This window comes from Allofrancisella heilbronnii (assembly GCF_000710735.2).
Classification (GTDB): Bacteria; Pseudomonadota; Gammaproteobacteria; order Francisellales; family Francisellaceae; genus Francisella; species Francisella frigidaquae.
The window spans coordinates 502,227-519,357 of sequence record NZ_CP144673.1; the positions used below are offsets into that span (position 1 = coordinate 502,227).

A 17,131-nucleotide genomic window follows, 5' to 3' on the forward strand; every position below is an offset into this window, starting at 1 on the left:
TAGCTATAGGGTTTTTGGTTTTGCGATAAACTTTCTTAATTGAAAAAATTTTTAGGAGTTTCAATTACATGATATAAGGAATATAAATCATATTTATTTTTTTTAATATCAAAAAAGTTTGTTTTTAAGTCTTTTAAATCATTTTCAACGTCGTCAAGCAAATAAAGACCATAATTAGAATTTAAATATAATAACTTATTATCTCTTGTTATGAAAAAAGCAACAGCGTGACCAGAATTATCTCCCGTTAGTTCTAAAAGATATCCTCCTACATGTGAATTTGAGTATCTAGAATAAATTTCATTTAAAAATTTGGAAGGTTTATATACTTGATCTTCACTTATTTTGATTCTTTGTAGAAATTGTTCTTCTAAAATCGCATCAACATCAAAGTTTTTTTTCTGGAATTTCATTTGTAGAGCTTCTGATCTAACTAAGCTAATATGTACACCATCGCTTTTTAAAAAATAATTATTATTTACGATTGTCTCATGAAAGAAAGTAACAACTGACCCGAAACAGACACCTTTTCTATCGGCGCCTAAGAAGGCATAACCTAAGTTAGATTTTATACGCTCATGTATTTTTTTTGCCATAGTACTTACCCACAAAGTAATTTTGTTTTTACTGAAGATTATTACGAGTAGCAATTTTATATTGTTTTATTCGTTGGTGTTAATATTTCTGTTAGAAAGTAACTGTCAAAATTTAACAAGCAGAATGAATTAAAGACAGATTTTAACAAGGGGAACGCACAAGAAAGTTCTATAAGTATAAAAAGTAAAATAGCTCATTTTTTTTAAAAAACAAACGAAAAACATGATTTAAGTTATGAGAAAGAACGTTTATGCCTCTGCTATTTTTTTTGTTTTTTTAGCAGCATCGTCAACAGCAGAGCCAGCTTTTTCAGCTGGGCCTCTTGGATCTAATGCCTCTTTAACGTTTTTAGCCCCTTTTTTAGTAGCTTCCCAAGCATTACTAGATTTATCACTAATAAATTCACCAGTATTTTTAGCTCCTTTTTTAGTAGCTTCCCAACCAGCACTAGATTTGTCACTGATAAATCCGCCAGTATTTTTAGCCCCCTGTTTAGTAGCTTCCCAGGCATCTCCAGTTTTTTCAGCTACATATTGGCCTGCATTATCCAATTTTTCACCTACATCTGCTGCTGGTCCAGCTAAAGAAGTGGATATTAATAATGTAGATAATAGTAATAAAGGTATATTTTTCTTATTCATGATTTATCTCCTTTTGTTTAACACTATACACTGTAAATACTATAAAACTAAGTGTCAAATATTGTACGGCAAAAAATGGCCCTAAAGTTTTAGAAATATCCAACAATAATATGTGTATATAATTATGTTTGTTTAAAGGGATAAACTAACAGTAGAGTAGGTTTAAATATATTAGTATTTGTTATCACTACTTAAATTCCAGCAAATACTTAAAAGTATAGTCGCTAGTACACAAGAGCTTATTAAAAAAATAAATACAGCGTTCCAGCTAAGGTACGTTGCTATAATCCCTATAACAGCTTGAGCTCCTACTGTTCCTAAAAAATATCCAAATAAACCTGTAAAACCAGCAGCTGTTCCACCAGCTTTCTTAGGCACTAAATCTAGAGCTAATATACCTATTAAAGCGACAGGGCCATATATAAGTACACCCATGGCAGATAGTGATAATAACAATATCCAAGCTGTATCACTATACCAGTAGATAAATAATACAGCTATAAATAAAATCATACAAATAACGCTCACTGGAGCCCTGCGGCTATTAAAGAATCTGTCTGTAATCCAACCAATAACTATAGTTCCGGGAATTGCAGGTAACTCAAACATTGCAAAACCTAATAAGCCAGTGGTTGCAGACATATGTTTGACCTGTACTAAATAATAGGTAGACCAGCTAAGTAAGCCATATCTTGCACAATACACAAAGGCATTTGCTATAGCTATTAGCCATACCCATTTATTATTTAGTACATATTTAAAGAAAATCTCTTTGGCAGTGAATTCTTTTTCTTGATAGCTAGATTGGTTGACATAGCCTTTATAGACTTCTATAGCTGGTAGGCCTACAGATTGTGGAGTATCTGCACCAAATATTAGTATTAAAATAGCGATAGATATACACAAAATACCAGCAACGTAAAAAAGCCCATGCCAGTCATTATTAAATAAATATAGTCCTATAGGTACAACTGCAATTGCTAAAAAACCAGCTCCAACGTTATGAGCAGTATTCCAAATTCCCATTTTTGTACCACGTTCATGCGTGCAAAACCAATGTGTCATGATTCTAGCACAAGCTGGCCAGCCCATACCTTGAGCCCAGCCATTTACAAGCATGATTACAAACATTAGTAAAACACCTAAAGAAAGTACACTCGGAATGATTAGGTTCAATAGACCACTTATTAATAATCCTAGTGCAAGAAAGATTTTGGCATTACTTCTATCTGCTATGTTTCCCATGAGAAACTTACTTACTCCATAAGCTACGCCAAGTCCAGCTCCAATTAAACCTAGCTCATCTGGTGAAAGGGTAGTTATGTATTGTTTAGATACATCAAAACTGCTACGTCCAAAGTAGTATGTAAAGTAGCCAATATATGCCACAAGAAACATTCTTAAACGCCATCGTGGGTATTTAATAGCTATTTTTTTATCATCTAATAAAGGCAATGGCTTAGCAGGTTTTAAAAACTTCATTTTCTATTTTCTAACTCTAAGATATCTTCTTAGTTTAGGGTAAATTTATAGCTTAAACAATTATTTTTTTTAACTTGTCAATAAAAAAATATTATATATTTTGCTAACAAATCTTAGTTATTTTGGATTTTACTACGTAATATATGTGTTTATAAAAATAAGCGGATGTAATATATGCAAAAAAATAAAATTAACACGGTTAACGCCCCACAAGCGATAGGAGCCTATGAGCAAGCGATTGTTGCAGGAAATTTTGTTTATACTTCAGGACAGATAGGCTTAAAACCAGATGGTAATTTAATTAGTGAGTGTATAAAAGAGCAAACTACTCAAGTTATGAAAAACTTAAAAGCTATATTAGAAGCAGCTGGCTCATGTTTAGATAAACTAGTAAAAGTTACTATTTTTATAAAAGATATGAATGAGTTTAGTGTTATTAATGAGATTTATAGCTCATTTTTGGGTAGTAATTATCCAGCTCGATCATGTGTGGAAGTATCAAGACTACCAAAAGATGTAAAAATCGAGATCGAAACAATAGCTATGCTTTGATTTCTAGCTAGATATTTGTAACTTTATTAGTCTACTTTTGCTTAAGGAAATTTGTTAAAAATGAAAATATTTCGTCATTTATATACCCAGGTTTTAATTGGTATTTTTATAGGTGTGATATTAGGTATTTGTGCCCCAAATATAGCTGTTACTCTTAAACCATTGGCTGATGTTTTTATCAGGCTTATCAAGCTTATGATTACACCTATTATATTTCTAACTTTGGTTTCTGGTATTGCTGCTATGAAAGACCTAAAAGCAGTTGGTAAGATAGGGGGAGTAGCATTGCTATATTTTTTTACAGCAACGGTTGTTGCTTTAACAATAGGTATGGTTGTAGCTAATATATTTAAACCAGGTATTAGTTTAAATATAGATCCTAACTCTCTAAATATAAATAGTGCTAAAGCTTATATGGGTAATGTTGAACATGTTGAGGGTATGAAAGATTTTCTTATGAATATCATACCTAACTCTTTTGTTGGAGCATTTAGTAATGGTGATATTCTTCAAGTTTTATTTATATCTATATTGTTTGCAGCTGGTCTTATACTTTATGGAGATAAAGGACAACCAATCTTAGAAGGTATCCAATCTTTATCAAAGATATTTTTTAAAATGATTCATATTGTCATGCATTATTCACCAATAGCGGCTTTTGCAGCTATGGGCTATACTGTAGGGATGTATGGAGCTAGTACATTGCTTGGGCTATTAGGCTTATTGCTGTGTTTTTATATTACTTGTTTATTGTTTTTATTGGTATTTTTGGGCTTAATATTGCGGCTTTACTGTAAAATTAGTGTATTTAAGTTGTTAAATTACATAAAGACAGAAATTTTTATAGTCTTAGGTACATCATCATCTGAATCTGTGCTACCCAACCTAATGGAAAAATTAGAACAGGTAGGTTGTGATAAAGCGGTAGTAAGTTTAGTTGTTCCTACTGGATATTCGTTTAACCTTGATGGTACAGCTATATACCTTTCATTAGCAGCTATTTTCATAGCACAAGCTTTAGGTGTGGATCTTACATTACAGCAACAGATATTTATGTTAGTAATTATGATTATTAGCTCTAAAGGAGCAGCAGGTGTGACTGGTAGTGGTTTTATAATACTAGCAACAACTTTAAGCGCTTTAGGAGTTGTGCCTGTAGCTGGGATAGTAATTATATTGGGGATAGATAGATTTATGTCAGAAGGACGATCTATTACCAATATGATAGGGAATGCTGTGGGTACTATTATAATTTCAAAGTGGCAAGGCAAGCTTGATGTTAATCAAGCGAGGTTAGTTTTAAAGTATTAGTATAGCCTAATTTGGCTAGTTACTTCCATACGAATGGGAACTTCAAGAGACGGCGACACTCAAAAGATATTTGTCTTCGTAGGTGTGAGGCGTTTTCAATTACAAAATTAAAGGTTTAAAAAACTTTGATTTTGACTAGTTGGCAAGTTATACTGTTTAGACTTTTTATTAAAATTTGATGTCACAAGTATGAAAAAGAAAATATTAGGTCTAGCTGTTTTAGCTGGTACAGCTATGTTGGTTGGGTGTACAGACCCTAGTAATAGTAATGATGCTTTGCTGCAAAGTTCGCTTACCCATGTTTATAGTCGTGTAGGTTCTGATAATGTTGCAGACCGAGTAGGAATATATCAGTCTGCTATTCCTGGATTTGAGAATGCAAATGGAAGTAACCCTACACAAGTTAAGACAATTTTTTCAGGTGGTGCTGAAGCAGCACGTATAGCTGGATGTCAGCTATTGGCTCCTGATAATAACTCAATAATTACCAGCTTAACAGCAACATCTGAATCAGCTGATCCAAATGCTGGTTTCGGATTTGATTCTTTACTAGGAGGACTAGACTGTAACGTGGGTACTACACCAGGAGATTATTTAGCAACTATTACAATATCCTTTACAGCTGGTGGTGTTAGCTACACAGCTACTACCACTCTTAATGCTACAGCTCCAAATCCGATTTAAGCAAGAATAGATTTGTTATTCTATGATACTGAATCAGGTCCAGCACAGGCTTTGATTGTAGAATCTATTTGTTAAAGATATAAGTAGATTAAAACTTAACCACCTTATCAAAATTTTCTAATAATTTAATATTATGAGTGATAAAAATAACCGTCTTATTTTCCATTAGTTTACATAAGTTATTAAAAACAACTCTTTCAGTTTCTTTATCTAATCCTTCAGTTGGCTCGTCTAGAATTAATATAGGCTTATCTTGCAAAAAAGCTCGTGCCAAGGCAAGGCGCTTTTGTTGTCCTCCTGAAAGATGCTTGCCAAGTTCACCAGTCCAAGTATCTAAGCCTTTTGGTAAAGACTTTACATAATCAGCTAATAAAACGTCTTCCAAAGCTTGATAAAGTTCATCATCGGTAGCGTTATCTTTTGCTAATAGTAAGTTTTCTCTAATCGTCGTGTTAAAGATATGCGGAGATTGATTTATAATAGTCATTAGGCTTCTTAGTTGATCTTCGCTGAATTTTCGAATGTTTGTGCCACCTATAGATATACCACCTTGCTTGACATCCCATAATCTCGCTAGAAGATTTATAAGAGTAGATTTACCACTACCTGTTGGAGCAAATAAAGCTATCTTTTCACCAGTTTTTACCTCAAGTGAAAAATTGTTAAATACTAGTTGGTTATCACTATAACCGAATGATACTTGATCAAATTTTATATCATAGTTGCTTATGGGTTTATACTCATCCAAGTAGTTAATATCTGGCTTAGAGTTTGTAATATTTAAAATCCTTTTAGCTGCAGATAGTGTTTTACCAAGGTATTGATATGCAAGTGGTAAAGGCATAATTGCTTCAAACGTCGCCATAATAGCTAAAAATATTAGAGCAATAAAAGCTCCGTTTATTGAACCTTCATTTGTTAGTTTAACTGCAAATATCGTCACCATGACTATAATTAAACCAAGAGCTAAAGTCATAAGAGCACTACCAAAACCGCTAATAATACTTAGTTTAGCTTCTTGTTGTAATAGCTGAAGGTTATGCTGTTTTATCTTTTCAAAATGTTTATTTTCTAAGTCAAATATTTTTAATTCAGTAAGAGAGTTAATATGCTCAACTATATCAGTTTTTAATTCATTACTTTTTTTATTTAAAGAGAGTGATTTTTTAAAAGCTAAAACACTATTAAATAAAGGTATTACAAAGCCAGTAAATAATAAAGCTAAGGTTGTAAAAATAGCTAATGTGAAACTGAAAAAGCTAAATAATACCGCTATAACCAGAGTTGCTAACACAAAAACAACGGTCGGTGAAAGTATACGGATATATAAATTATCTAAAGCTGCAATATCGTTTACTAATCTCGTTAATAGATCACCACTTTTATATTTGTATAAATGTGATGGTGCAAGGGGTTCAAGCTTTTGGTAAAACCACACGCGTATGTCTGTGATAATCTTAAAGGTAGCCTCATGAGTAAGTATCCTTTCACCATATCTACTAACAATTCTACCTAAAGAAAATGTTCTCACTCCAGCAGAAGGGTAAAAGTAATTAAATGAAGTGGCTATAGCATAAGCAGTTGTAGCTAGGTACCCTGTATATGATATAAACCAGCCTGATAACGACATAAGTCCAACACCCATCAGTATAGCTGACCATGCTAATAAGGTTCCTAAAAGCATCCATTTAGATTGGTTTTTAAAGAGTTTTATAAAAGGTATTAAGTCTCTCATACAGTCACCTCATTTTTATAAAAGTTGTAAAACTCTCCACTTTCTTTTTCAATTAACTCTTTAAAGCTACCTTGCTGAACAAGTTTGCCATTATCTAATACGTAAATTTGGTCCACACACTCAAGAAAGCTTAATTTATGAGTTAGCATAATAACTGTTTTATCATGCCAATTAGATTTAAGTGACTCTATAACTTTAGTTTCAGTATCTTTATCTAGACTGGCTGTTGGCTCATCAAGTATCAGTAAATTATGTGGTTTTAGGTAAGCTCTTGCTAGAGCTAATCGTTGAGCTTGTCCACCTGATATACCAAAGTTTTGCTCGCCTATTTGAGTGTCAAGTTTATTGGGTAGTGATTGTATAAAATTGCTTAAACTTGCTTGCTCTATAATTTTGGCTAACCCTTTATCCGAAGCGATGTTATTTGCAAGAGTTAGATTATCTTTGATTGAGCCTTTAAATAAGGAGGCATTTTGACCTAGCCAAGAAATATTTCTAAGCCAAGATTTTTCTTGTATCTCTTTAAGCTCTATAGAATCATTAATAATTATATTTCCCTGGTATCCTATAAAGCCAAGGATTGTGTTGATAAGCGTGGTCTTACCAGCACCGCTAGCTCCAACTATAGCGATTTTTTGTTTATTTTGTATTTCTAAAGATATATTATTAATAGCGATTCTTTCACCGTATTTTACTGTCAAATTTTGTATATCGATAGTTTTTATAGTGTCTACTAGCTCTATATCTTTAGTTTGAGAGTGTGGCTGCATATCAAATATTTTTGCTATCTCTATAGCTGCTCCCACAGCTTCGGCTTTTGCATGATAATGAGTGCTTAGTTCACGTAAAGGCATAAAAAATTCAGGAGCAAGCAAAAGTATAAATAAAGCACCTTGAAGGTTTAAATTATGCAAAGACCACCAGATATTATTTCCAGCTCCAGCATTTATAAAACCCATACCTAAATATATTGCTACCAGTGCTATTGAAGCAGCTGCGAATAGTTCTAAAACAGCAGATGATAAAAAGGCAATCTTTAAGACTTTCATAGTACGAATCCTATAATTATCTGAAGCTTGGAAAATTTTGTCACTTTGAGATTTACTTTTATTAAAAAGTTTTAAAGTTGTTAAACCTTTTAAAGTATCTAAAAATGTTAGACTCATACGGGTTAAACTTTTAAAGTGCTTTTGGCTTTCAGACTCAGCACCTAGTCCAACAATTATCATGAATAGCGGTATCAAAGGAGCACAAATTAATAAGATAATTCCAGCTACAAAGCTTTGTGGGAATACAAAAGCTAAAATAGCTAATGGTAATAGACCAGACAAAGTTACCTGAGGTAAAAATTTAGTTAAAAAGCCTGTTAATCCTTCGACTTGTTCCATAGCACTACTTATAATATTAGCATTTGATGTTTGACTAATACCAATAGGTCCAAGTTTATTAATATGAGTCATGATATCCTCACGGAGCTGTTTTTTTACTATAACGGCAGCTTTGTAGCTTACTATTTCACGTAACCAGCTTAAACTAGCTCTAAAAATTACTATTATTATTATGGCAAAAAAATACATCTTCAACTGATCAAAAGACTGTTTTTGTAGATAAGCATCATATGAAATATGGGCTAATAGGTAGAGTTGTCCGATAAGTAGTAAACCACTAACAAAACTAACTATTACAGTTAATTGTATCCATAGTTTTGCTGGTAAAGATATTTCATTTAACCATTTGCGAGCTGATTTCTTATCTTGTTTTGATACTTCTGAGCTTTGCATAAGATTTTAAAAATATTTGTAGTAAAAAAGATATGAGTAATATTATATAGTATTTAAGTTTTATGAACCCTAGAAAGTGTTTATTTTTTATTGGGTAGAGTGATTGGTTTCGCTACTTACTACGTAAGTTATAGCGACATACTTTTTTCATTGCAAAAAAAGTATGCAAAAATGCTAGCACATGCTATCGCTTAGTTGTACGCCATTGGCAACTACAAAACTCGCGATGCTCAAACAGTTGTAGTTGCTATTTCAATGGCTTAACAACTGCTAAACGCAAATGTGCTTTAAAAAATACAAGTGTAAATGCAAAAGTTTGTAACTTGTTTATTATGTACAGGGGTTTATACTAATTAGTATACTTTTCATTTTTAAGAATTCCTTTGATTACAAATATCAACTATATTAGTATAGCTATTAGTTATTTAGTTTGTTAACTACGTAAAAAAGGAAACAAAACATGAAAAAACTAGTATATTTAATAACAATATTTATATCTCTAGGATTTGCTTCACCAGTATTAGCAGATGTCGTAGCAACGTCTGAAGCCCAAGTGTCATCTGACCAGGGCTTTTTAGATAATTCTTGGCAGACTTTACAAACTGCGGTGAGTGCTATTGGTCATGGTATTTCAAATACTGTTAAAATGATTGGTAGTGGTACTTACAGTGTTATAAAGGCTATAGGAAATGGAATATATGATGTTATGGCTGCTACTGCAAATAAGCTTGATGATATCCAAATAGCAATGGCAGAAAATTTAGGTAATATGGCTGATGGATCTACAAACTGTGTGAGTAAGTTGACAGCTAATGATGATTGCTAAATAATACTAAAACCTAATTATTTAAAGCGTTATACTAGCCATAGTATCCTTTTATTCTAAACGCGAGAGGTTTTAGGTTTATAATGAAAAATAAATTTAAAAAATTAAGAAATAAACGAATCATTTCTTTTATAGTTTCTGTCGTATTAATTTTAATACTACTTTTTATCCCTAATCTTGAAAGTAAATCCGTTGATCAAGCTAAACATGCTGTTGATAAAGCAGTTAATGACGTTTCTAAAAAACTCAATGATGTTGCACAAGAGAGTAATAATAAGCTTCAACCTGATAAGTAAGCTTTTTATTTAGTATGTTTATATTTTTATGAAGATAGTAGGGTTAATTTTGAGTTTTGTAACCACTTGATATAGTAGATGTATATTCCAATATGTCATAGATAAACTAGAAGCTACTGCTAGGCCGTATACCCCCCAGATTTCTGTAAATATAATTCCTAAAACTATATTTATAAGTAAAGCGATATAAAAAGCTATACAAGTCTTTTTCTCATATCCTGCCATATTTAGAATAGTTGCGACACAACCGGATAATATATTTATAATTTGTCCAACCATCAAGATAGAGAAGATATAATAAGAAACAGTGTATTGCTCTCCATATAATAATGTAATAGGATAACCACACACTAAAAGCCCTGCGATAGCAAAAATTGATAAAAAGAAAATAATTTTTGTGTAAGATGTCACACGTTTTTGAAACTCTATAAGAGAACAGTTTTTATAGTCATCAGCAATTTGTGAGAGGACATTTGAGTTTACAGCGTTTAGCACAAAACTTACCAAAGCACTTAACTGTAATGCTACACCAAACAAAGCTATACTTTTGGTATCTGATATTCCTTTTAATATCAAAATATCTATTTGAGATAGAAGTAAAAGTCCCCACTGCATAAGTGCAAACGATAAGTTACTGCCACTAGGCTTAGAACTTTTAAAGGAGTATTTTTTAAGCTGGCTTAGCCATATTAGAGTTATGTATATAAGCATAATAGCAGCCATGCTAGCGACTAAAGTTATAGTACTGTTTAAATACCAAACAATAAAAAAAACAGTTATAAACAACATAATAACACGCAAACCAAGCTGTAGTAGGTTTGCTAAAACTACAATCCTCTTTGCAACAAAAAAAGATTGTAAAATATTAGCTACAAAAAATGGGATTGCAAAAAAAAGTGCAAATATCTCAATATAGTTAACCGAACCTCTAAAGTAACTATAAAAAAATATTAGTAAAAGAGTAGCAAAGATAATTGATATACCTCTTTTAAAATACCAGTTTTGTACTAGAAAGGTTTCTTTATCTCTTTGATAGTCAAATAGATTAGATTTACCCCACGTACGTGCTAGTATTCCACCAGCTCCCATAGTTGCTATTACAGCTAAAATTGTTGCGACTGTTACACCAAATATGTAGTAACCATATTCGTTAATATCAAGATGCCTAGCTAAAAGTATAGCAGTAATAAAAGCACAACCTTGACCAAGTGCTTGAACAAACATAGTCAACAAAGATTTTGACAGTATATGATTAGAAAAAATTCGTTTTAGCAAGGATATATCTAAGTTTCAATTGGTTTAGTAAAGATTTTAACAGTAATATTTAAATAATATAAGTGAGAAAATAGTAATTGTGGCAGTTACGTAAAAATGCAATTAATAAAAAATTATAAATTAATATATTTTTTTATTGCAATAACTTTACTTTATTTTTTATATATATTATTATTTATTGTGTATTAAATTAATTGTATGAATTTTTATGTTGGTGTATAATAAAATATTAAGTATGGTCGTTTTATCCAGTGTAGTTATACTAGCTGGGTGCACAAATCCTAGTGATAACAATGATGCTTTATTACAGAACTCTCTTTTAAAGTCAGCAGCAGGGCAGGTCTATCAATTTGTGAGTATAAGTAATACAGCTATTCCTGGATTTGAGAACAGCAGTAGTGGAAGTCCTTATACACAAGTTACTGTAACTTACTCAGGTGGTGCTGAAGCAGCACGTGCTGCTAAATGTTCCCTACTTGCTGCTGATTTGAGCACAATAACTTCAGGTCTCACTGCTACAACAGTTTCATTTGATACTGGTGGTGATTCTGCATTGGGGGGATTAGATTGTGGCGCCGCTAATCAAGGTAATTATTCAGCAGATATTACAATATCATTTATAGCTGGTGGAGTTAGCTACACAGCAACTACTACACTCGAAGCTAAAGTTGGACCACCAGCGTAAACGCAAATTTTTTGGCTTTTATCTGATATTTAAGAGATCGATTTGTCGAGCACGAAGATGACAGCTTTATTAACCATAGAATACCCGTCTGGCAGGTATGACTTTAGTTTTTATAAGCATCTAGAGCTAAAGCAAGAGAGCCTTTAACACCAGTATTATCTCCAAACGATGCTGGTACAATAAACTCAGACATATTTTTTAAGGCAGGGTAGTCAAGGTAGTTATTTAGATATCTAACAACATTTTCACGTATCATATCAAACAATATAGTCTTATGCATTACGCCACCACCTAGGATAACCTTCTCAGGAGAGAATGCATAAATATAGTTTACAATAGCTTTTGCTAAGTATTCAGCTTCAAATATCCAAGCTTCATGATCATCTGGTATTACCCCAGCTGAGGTGACATTATATTTTTGTTTTAATGCTGTTCCAGATGCTAGACCTTCTAGGCAATTACCATGAAATGGACAAGAACCTTTAAAATTATCTTTAGGGTTTTGAGATATAAATATATGACCAATTTCAGGGTGCATTGCACCTTGTACAAGCTTTTTATTACAAATGATACCACCACCAATGCCAGTACCAATTGTTAGATATAGAAGGTTGTTGACATCCTTACCAGCTCCCCAAAGTTGCTCACAAATTGCTGCCGCATTAACATCTGTGTTAAATCCAATAGAGCCACTGTAGTTAGATTTAATTGAACTAAGGATATCAAAATTTTTCCATGATGTTTTTGGTGTGTTTGTTATATAACCATAAGTTTTTGACTTAGTGTTAATATCAATTGGACCAAAGCATGCTAGCCCTACAGCTTTTATATTATATTTAGTTTGGTAACTTCTAAAAACTTCCAAAACCTCAGCCATGGTCTGCTCAGGAGTTGTAGTATTGGTGCGGTGACGTTCTATAACATTACCTTGTATATCACCTACAGTGGTAAAAAACTTAGTGCCACCAGCTTCAATCCCTAATAAATACATACAACGACTCGCTTTTTTAGAAAAATTTATGCTAATAATTTTAACACTCTTTAGAGTTTAGTTTTTGTAAAAGGTTTATCCTTTTAGATTTTTCTACTATTATAAGCTTTAATACCTTTTTCTAGAAGTTCTAAAGCTCTTTTTAGTGCTTTTTCTTCAAGAATATATGCTATTCTGATTTCATCTTTACCAAGACCTTTAGTGGCATAAAAATCAGCAGCTGGAGAAAACATAACTGTTTCTTTGTTATCTTCAAAATCAGTTAGCATCCATAGAGCAAATTTTTCAGTATCATCAATAGGAAGTTTTGCAATCACATAAAAAGCACCTGTAGGCTTTTCACAGATTACTTCTTCCATTTTTGACAAAGCGGTATATGTTATATCTCTTCTTTTCATATACTCTTGATTTACTTCTTTTAGATACTGCTCATCGACTTCATAAAGAGCTGCTGCACCAATTTGTTCTAAAGTTGCCACACATAATCTGGATTGACATAGTTTGATGGTTTGTTTTATAAACTCTTTATTTTTGGAGCAAATTGAGCCAATTCTAGCGCCACAAGCACTATAGCGTTTAGATACCGAATCAACTATTATTACTCTATCTTCAACACCTTTGATATTGCCAAATGAAGTACAAGTTAAACCATCGTAAGTAAATTCACGATATACTTCGTCACTTATTATAAATAAGTCTTTTTCTTTAGCAACTTCAGCAAGTAGCTCTAATTCTTCCTTGGAGTATACAACGCCTGTAGGGTTACCTGGATTAGATAACATAATAGCTTTTGTTTTGCTAGTTACACAAGCTAAAATCTCTTCTTTATTGGGTAGATGAAAACCTTCTTCGGCTTTGGTGGTAATAGGCTTTATAACTACATCAACAGCCATAGTAAAACCATTATAGTTTGTATAAAATGGTTCTGGTACTAGTATTTCATCACCAGCATTACAAGTAGCAATAGCTGCAAAGATAAGAGCTTCAGATCCACCATTAGTTATCAAGATTTCATCTTCAGCGAAGTCTATATCAAACCTTTTATAGTATTTTGAAATTGCTTTTATCAAACTCGGCTCACCTGTTGATACTGAATATGCTATAGTTTCTTGGTTAAAGTTTCTAATTGCATCCATAAACTCATTAGGAGTTTTTATATCAGGTTGACCAATATTTAGATGGTAAACTTTTTTCCCAGCTTTCTCTGCTTGTTGAGCATACGGCACTAATTTACGCACAGGAGAAGCTTGCATAGCTTGAACTCTTCTTGATAATTGCATTTTAAAATTCCTTTCAATTTTGTATCATACATATTTATTGGTCGGGGAAATTATAATATATTTTTTATAAGTAAAAAATACTTAATTTACTGGAAGGTAAGTGATTTAAATACTTGTAATCTTCTGTGAAAAAGTGTATAAAATAAATAATTAAACAAATTTTATTTATAGTATCCTTAGTTTATACATTTATAAATCAACCAATTTTTTAACATAATGATTTTTGATAAACAATTAGAGAAAAAAACCTTAGAAACCAATTTTATTATAGCGATTGGCTACGCTTTTTTTAGTATAATAATAGTCTATTTTGCACAATCATTAACGGTTTTATTAGATACAAGCTACTCAGTTATTTCTATTTTGATTTATGCTATTTCGATATATGTTTTAAGAAAACTTAATCAACCGGCAAATAAACGTTATAACTATGGGTATTATCGTTTAGAGCCAGTATTTATAATTCTAGAATCTTGGTTTGTGCTATTAGTGGCACTTAGTGTGATTTTGATGGCTATATTTAATATGTTTACTCACACGATTAAACCAAACTATGGTGTAGCACTGTTGTCAGAAATGGTAGGTACAGCGTTATGCGTTTATATGTTTTTCTTTGTTAATAAAAGAGCTAACCAAACAGGGTCAAAGATTTTACTTACTGATGCCCAAATGTGGAAAGCTGATGCTTTATTAGGCTTGGGAGTTATCTTTAATATAACGATAGGGTTTGTTTTAGAAAAATCAGGATTTGATAAATTAGCAGTTTACGTTGATCCAATAGTAGCAATTTTGATCGGGTTTTATATTGTGATTAATCCTATTAGGCTTATCAAAGAAGCATACCAACATTTATTAGATGCTGCACCTTCTTCTGAGCTTAGGAAACAGATTTTTAAAGTAGCAAGGGTAGTAGCAAGTGAAGGTTATAATTTACCAATAAATAATATTAAAATAACACAGTCAGGACGTTTTATATTTGTTGATTTATATTTAGATTTACCTAAGATTGTTGATACTCAAAAAATACTGCAATTTAAAACTAGATTACAGCGTGAATATGAAAGAGCATTGCCACAGAATAAACTAAAGATTTCTATAAGCCTTTAGTTTACGAAGTTAATATAACCTAAATTATATGACTTTAATGGTATTAAACTGTGCTTTTTAGAATATTTTTGTCTTGTTATCACTCGTCTAATTCCAGCTAATAGCAGTCTCTTTATTATAGTAATTTTATAGATGTGACTGTATTGTATAAATCTACAAGAACAGATATATTTATCTAGGTTAGAACTAATTTAATTAATTTTTATGTTATTACATTTATCAATAAAAAATTTTGCGATTATAAAGTCTACTGATATTGATTTTAGAAAAGGTATGACTGTGCTCACAGGTGAAACAGGCGCTGGTAAATCAATCCTACTTGATGCACTTAGTTTTGTATTAGGAGCAAGGTTAGAAAAGAATTTTTTACAGGATAATGAAATCACAGAAGTCTCTGCTACTTTCTGCATCAAGGAGAACCAAAAAGTAAAAAAAATGTTTGAAGAGCTGTTTATTGAAAATGAAAATGATGAGTGTACATTTCGCAGAGTGGTCAATAAATCTAAGCAAAGCCGACTTTTTATCAATGGTAGTGTTGCAAAAGCTAGTGATGTAAAAAAAATATCAGATAAACTGATAAATATATATAGCCAAAATTCTCATCAGGATTTACTTGATCCAAAGTCCCAATTAAGTTTACTAGATAGTTTTGCTAATAATGATGAGCTTGTTGGTAAAGTTTCAAAAGCTTATTATAACCTACAAAAAACTGATTTACAGATTAGAGAGTTAAAAGAGGTTGTAAATAGCCAAAATAGCCAAAGAGAATTATTAGAATATAAGCTTAGAGAACTTATTTCTTTAGAGTTAGCGGAAAATGAGTTTGAAGAACTGTCACAACGCCAAAAGAACTTATCTAATGTAGATCAAATAAACTATAGTTTAAGCTATATCACTAGTGCTTTGTATGATAATGACCAAAACATTATAGCAATGTTAGCGGAGCTTGAAAAAGAAGTTGGTAAACTAGAAAGTGAAGGTTTTTCAAACTTACAAGAGCTAATATCACAAACAAAAGTATACGCTCAAGAAAGTTATGAGGAAGCACAAAATAAACTAGAATCTTTAGAACAGAACCCTGAAGAGTTAGCTAAAGTAGAGCAAAGAATGAGTGAAATCTATGATCTTGCACGTAAGCACAAGGTAGAACCTAGTTATCTATATGAGTATATTGTAGAATTACAAACAGAATTAGATAACTTTTCACAAGAAAACAGCAAACTAGAATCACTAATCATAGAAAGGCAAAAACTCGAGGAAGTATATAACGAGTGTGCAAAAAACCTAACTCAAGCTCGCCATAGAGCAGCCAAAATTTTCTCAATACAAGTCGAGAAAAATATTCGTTCTTTGAATATTCCTAAAGGTAGTTTTGTAGTTGAATTATCCTCTAGTGAAAATAAAACTTCAAAGGGACTAGATACATGTGAGTTTAAAATAAATTTTAACCTTGGTGAGCAACTTGCTGCTGTCAAAAAAGTAGCTTCAGGTGGTGAATTAAGCCGTATTGGACTATCAATACAAGCAGTATCGGCTGCAAAAAAATCATATCCAACTTTAGTGTTTGATGAGGTTGACGTTGGTATTTCAGGAGCTACAGCTGAAATAGTCGGCAGACTTCTTAAAAAATTATCAGAAAAATTACAGGTTTTGTGTATAACGCATCAAGCCCAAGTAGCAGCTCAAGGTGATACGCATTTACATGTTAATAAAAAGTACCTTAAAGACACTACAGAATCGAAAATTATAGAGCTAACAGTAGACCAAAGAGTGCAAGAAATAGCAAAGATAGTTGGTGGTGTAGATATATCAGAAAATACTTTAAAGCATGCTAAAGAGTTATTAGGATTTTAAAACATTTCTGAGCTTGTATAGATTTTTAGTACCT

The 17,131-nt window shown here is 32.0% G+C and carries 16 protein-coding genes; 8 read left to right on the forward strand and 8 right to left on the reverse strand.

Annotated elements, in window-relative coordinates:
- Positions 1–35 precede the first annotated feature (35 nt).
- The 3 genes from FRA_RS02380 to FRA_RS02390 all read right to left on the reverse strand — a co-directional run bounded on the left by FRA_RS02380 (position 36) and on the right by FRA_RS02390 (position 2,720).
- Positions 36–596, reverse strand: a complete 561-nt coding sequence (locus FRA_RS02380; protein WP_035721583.1) for a hypothetical protein — start codon at positions 594–596, stop codon at positions 36–38.
- Positions 597–845: 249 nt separating this feature from the next.
- Positions 846–1,238, reverse strand: coding sequence for a hypothetical protein (locus FRA_RS02385; RefSeq protein ID WP_035721585.1), 393 nt, complete (start codon positions 1,236–1,238; stop codon positions 846–848).
- A gap of 171 nt (positions 1,239–1,409) precedes the next feature.
- Complete coding sequence (locus FRA_RS02390) at positions 1,410–2,720, reverse strand: MFS transporter (RefSeq protein ID WP_035721588.1); 1,311 nt, start codon at positions 2,718–2,720, stop codon at positions 1,410–1,412.
- A 174-nt stretch (positions 2,721–2,894) separates the two neighbouring features.
- On the opposite strand from FRA_RS02390, the gene FRA_RS02395 reads away from it, so the two are divergent.
- The 3 genes from FRA_RS02395 to FRA_RS02405 all read left to right on the forward strand — a co-directional run bounded on the left by FRA_RS02395 (position 2,895) and on the right by FRA_RS02405 (position 5,267).
- Positions 2,895–3,272 carry a RidA family protein gene (locus FRA_RS02395; RefSeq protein ID WP_035721590.1) on the forward strand — a complete coding sequence of 126 codons (378 nt, stop codon included), beginning with the start codon at positions 2,895–2,897 and terminating at the stop codon, positions 3,270–3,272.
- Between the two features lie 60 nt (positions 3,273–3,332).
- Positions 3,333–4,583, forward strand: coding sequence for a C4-dicarboxylate transporter DctA (dctA, locus tag FRA_RS02400; RefSeq protein ID WP_035721593.1), 1,251 nt, complete (start codon positions 3,333–3,335; stop codon positions 4,581–4,583).
- Positions 4,584–4,772: 189 nt separating this feature from the next.
- On the forward strand, positions 4,773–5,267 hold the full coding sequence (locus FRA_RS02405) for a hypothetical protein (RefSeq protein WP_035721596.1): 495 nt from the start codon (positions 4,773–4,775) through the stop codon (positions 5,265–5,267).
- Positions 5,268–5,355: 88 nt separating this feature from the next.
- On the opposite strand, the gene cydC is transcribed toward FRA_RS02405, so the two are convergent.
- Both cydC and cydD read right to left on the reverse strand, forming a co-directional pair.
- On the reverse strand, positions 5,356–7,002 hold the full coding sequence (cydC, locus tag FRA_RS02410; protein ID WP_035721599.1) for a heme ABC transporter ATP-binding protein/permease CydC: 1,647 nt from the start codon (positions 7,000–7,002) through the stop codon (positions 5,356–5,358).
- Entirely contained in the window at positions 6,999–8,783 is a 1,785-nt protein-coding gene (gene cydD, locus FRA_RS02415; RefSeq protein WP_035721602.1) for a heme ABC transporter permease/ATP-binding protein CydD, read from the reverse strand. Before cydD ends, cydC begins: the two co-directional genes overlap by 4 nt.
- A 460-nt stretch (positions 8,784–9,243) precedes the next feature.
- On the opposite strand from cydD, the gene FRA_RS02420 reads away from it, so the two are divergent.
- Both FRA_RS02420 and FRA_RS02425 read left to right on the forward strand, forming a co-directional pair.
- Entirely contained in the window at positions 9,244–9,609 is a 366-nt protein-coding gene (locus FRA_RS02420) for a hypothetical protein (protein WP_035721604.1), read from the forward strand.
- Between the two features lie 83 nt (positions 9,610–9,692).
- Entirely contained in the window at positions 9,693–9,905 is a 213-nt protein-coding gene (locus tag FRA_RS02425; RefSeq protein WP_035721606.1) for a hypothetical protein, read from the forward strand.
- Positions 9,906–9,923: 18 nt separating this feature from the next.
- On the opposite strand, the gene FRA_RS02430 is transcribed toward FRA_RS02425, so the two are convergent.
- Positions 9,924–11,180, reverse strand: coding sequence for a lipopolysaccharide biosynthesis protein (locus FRA_RS02430; RefSeq protein WP_035721609.1), 1,257 nt, complete (start codon positions 11,178–11,180; stop codon positions 9,924–9,926).
- Between the two features lie 214 nt (positions 11,181–11,394).
- On the opposite strand from FRA_RS02430, the gene FRA_RS02435 reads away from it, so the two are divergent.
- Entirely contained in the window at positions 11,395–11,865 is a 471-nt protein-coding gene (locus FRA_RS02435; RefSeq protein WP_464110832.1) for a hypothetical protein, read from the forward strand.
- 103 nt (positions 11,866–11,968) lie between these two features.
- On the opposite strand, the gene FRA_RS02440 is transcribed toward FRA_RS02435, so the two are convergent.
- A complete protein-coding gene (locus tag FRA_RS02440; RefSeq protein WP_035721615.1) occupies positions 11,969–12,856 on the reverse strand; it encodes an ROK family protein in 888 nt (295 codons plus the stop codon).
- Positions 12,857–12,939: 83 nt separating this feature from the next.
- On the reverse strand, positions 12,940–14,136 hold the full coding sequence (locus tag FRA_RS02445; protein WP_035721617.1) for a pyridoxal phosphate-dependent aminotransferase: 1,197 nt from the start codon (positions 14,134–14,136) through the stop codon (positions 12,940–12,942).
- Between the two features lie 216 nt (positions 14,137–14,352).
- Here FRA_RS02445 and FRA_RS02450 point away from each other — a divergent pair, with 216 nt between their 5' ends.
- On the forward strand, positions 14,353–15,243 hold the full coding sequence (locus tag FRA_RS02450; RefSeq protein ID WP_035721618.1) for a cation diffusion facilitator family transporter: 891 nt from the start codon (positions 14,353–14,355) through the stop codon (positions 15,241–15,243).
- A gap of 204 nt (positions 15,244–15,447) precedes the next feature.
- Entirely contained in the window at positions 15,448–17,097 is a 1,650-nt protein-coding gene (gene recN / locus FRA_RS02455) for a DNA repair protein RecN (protein WP_035721620.1), read from the forward strand.
- Positions 17,098–17,131 lie beyond the last annotated feature (34 nt).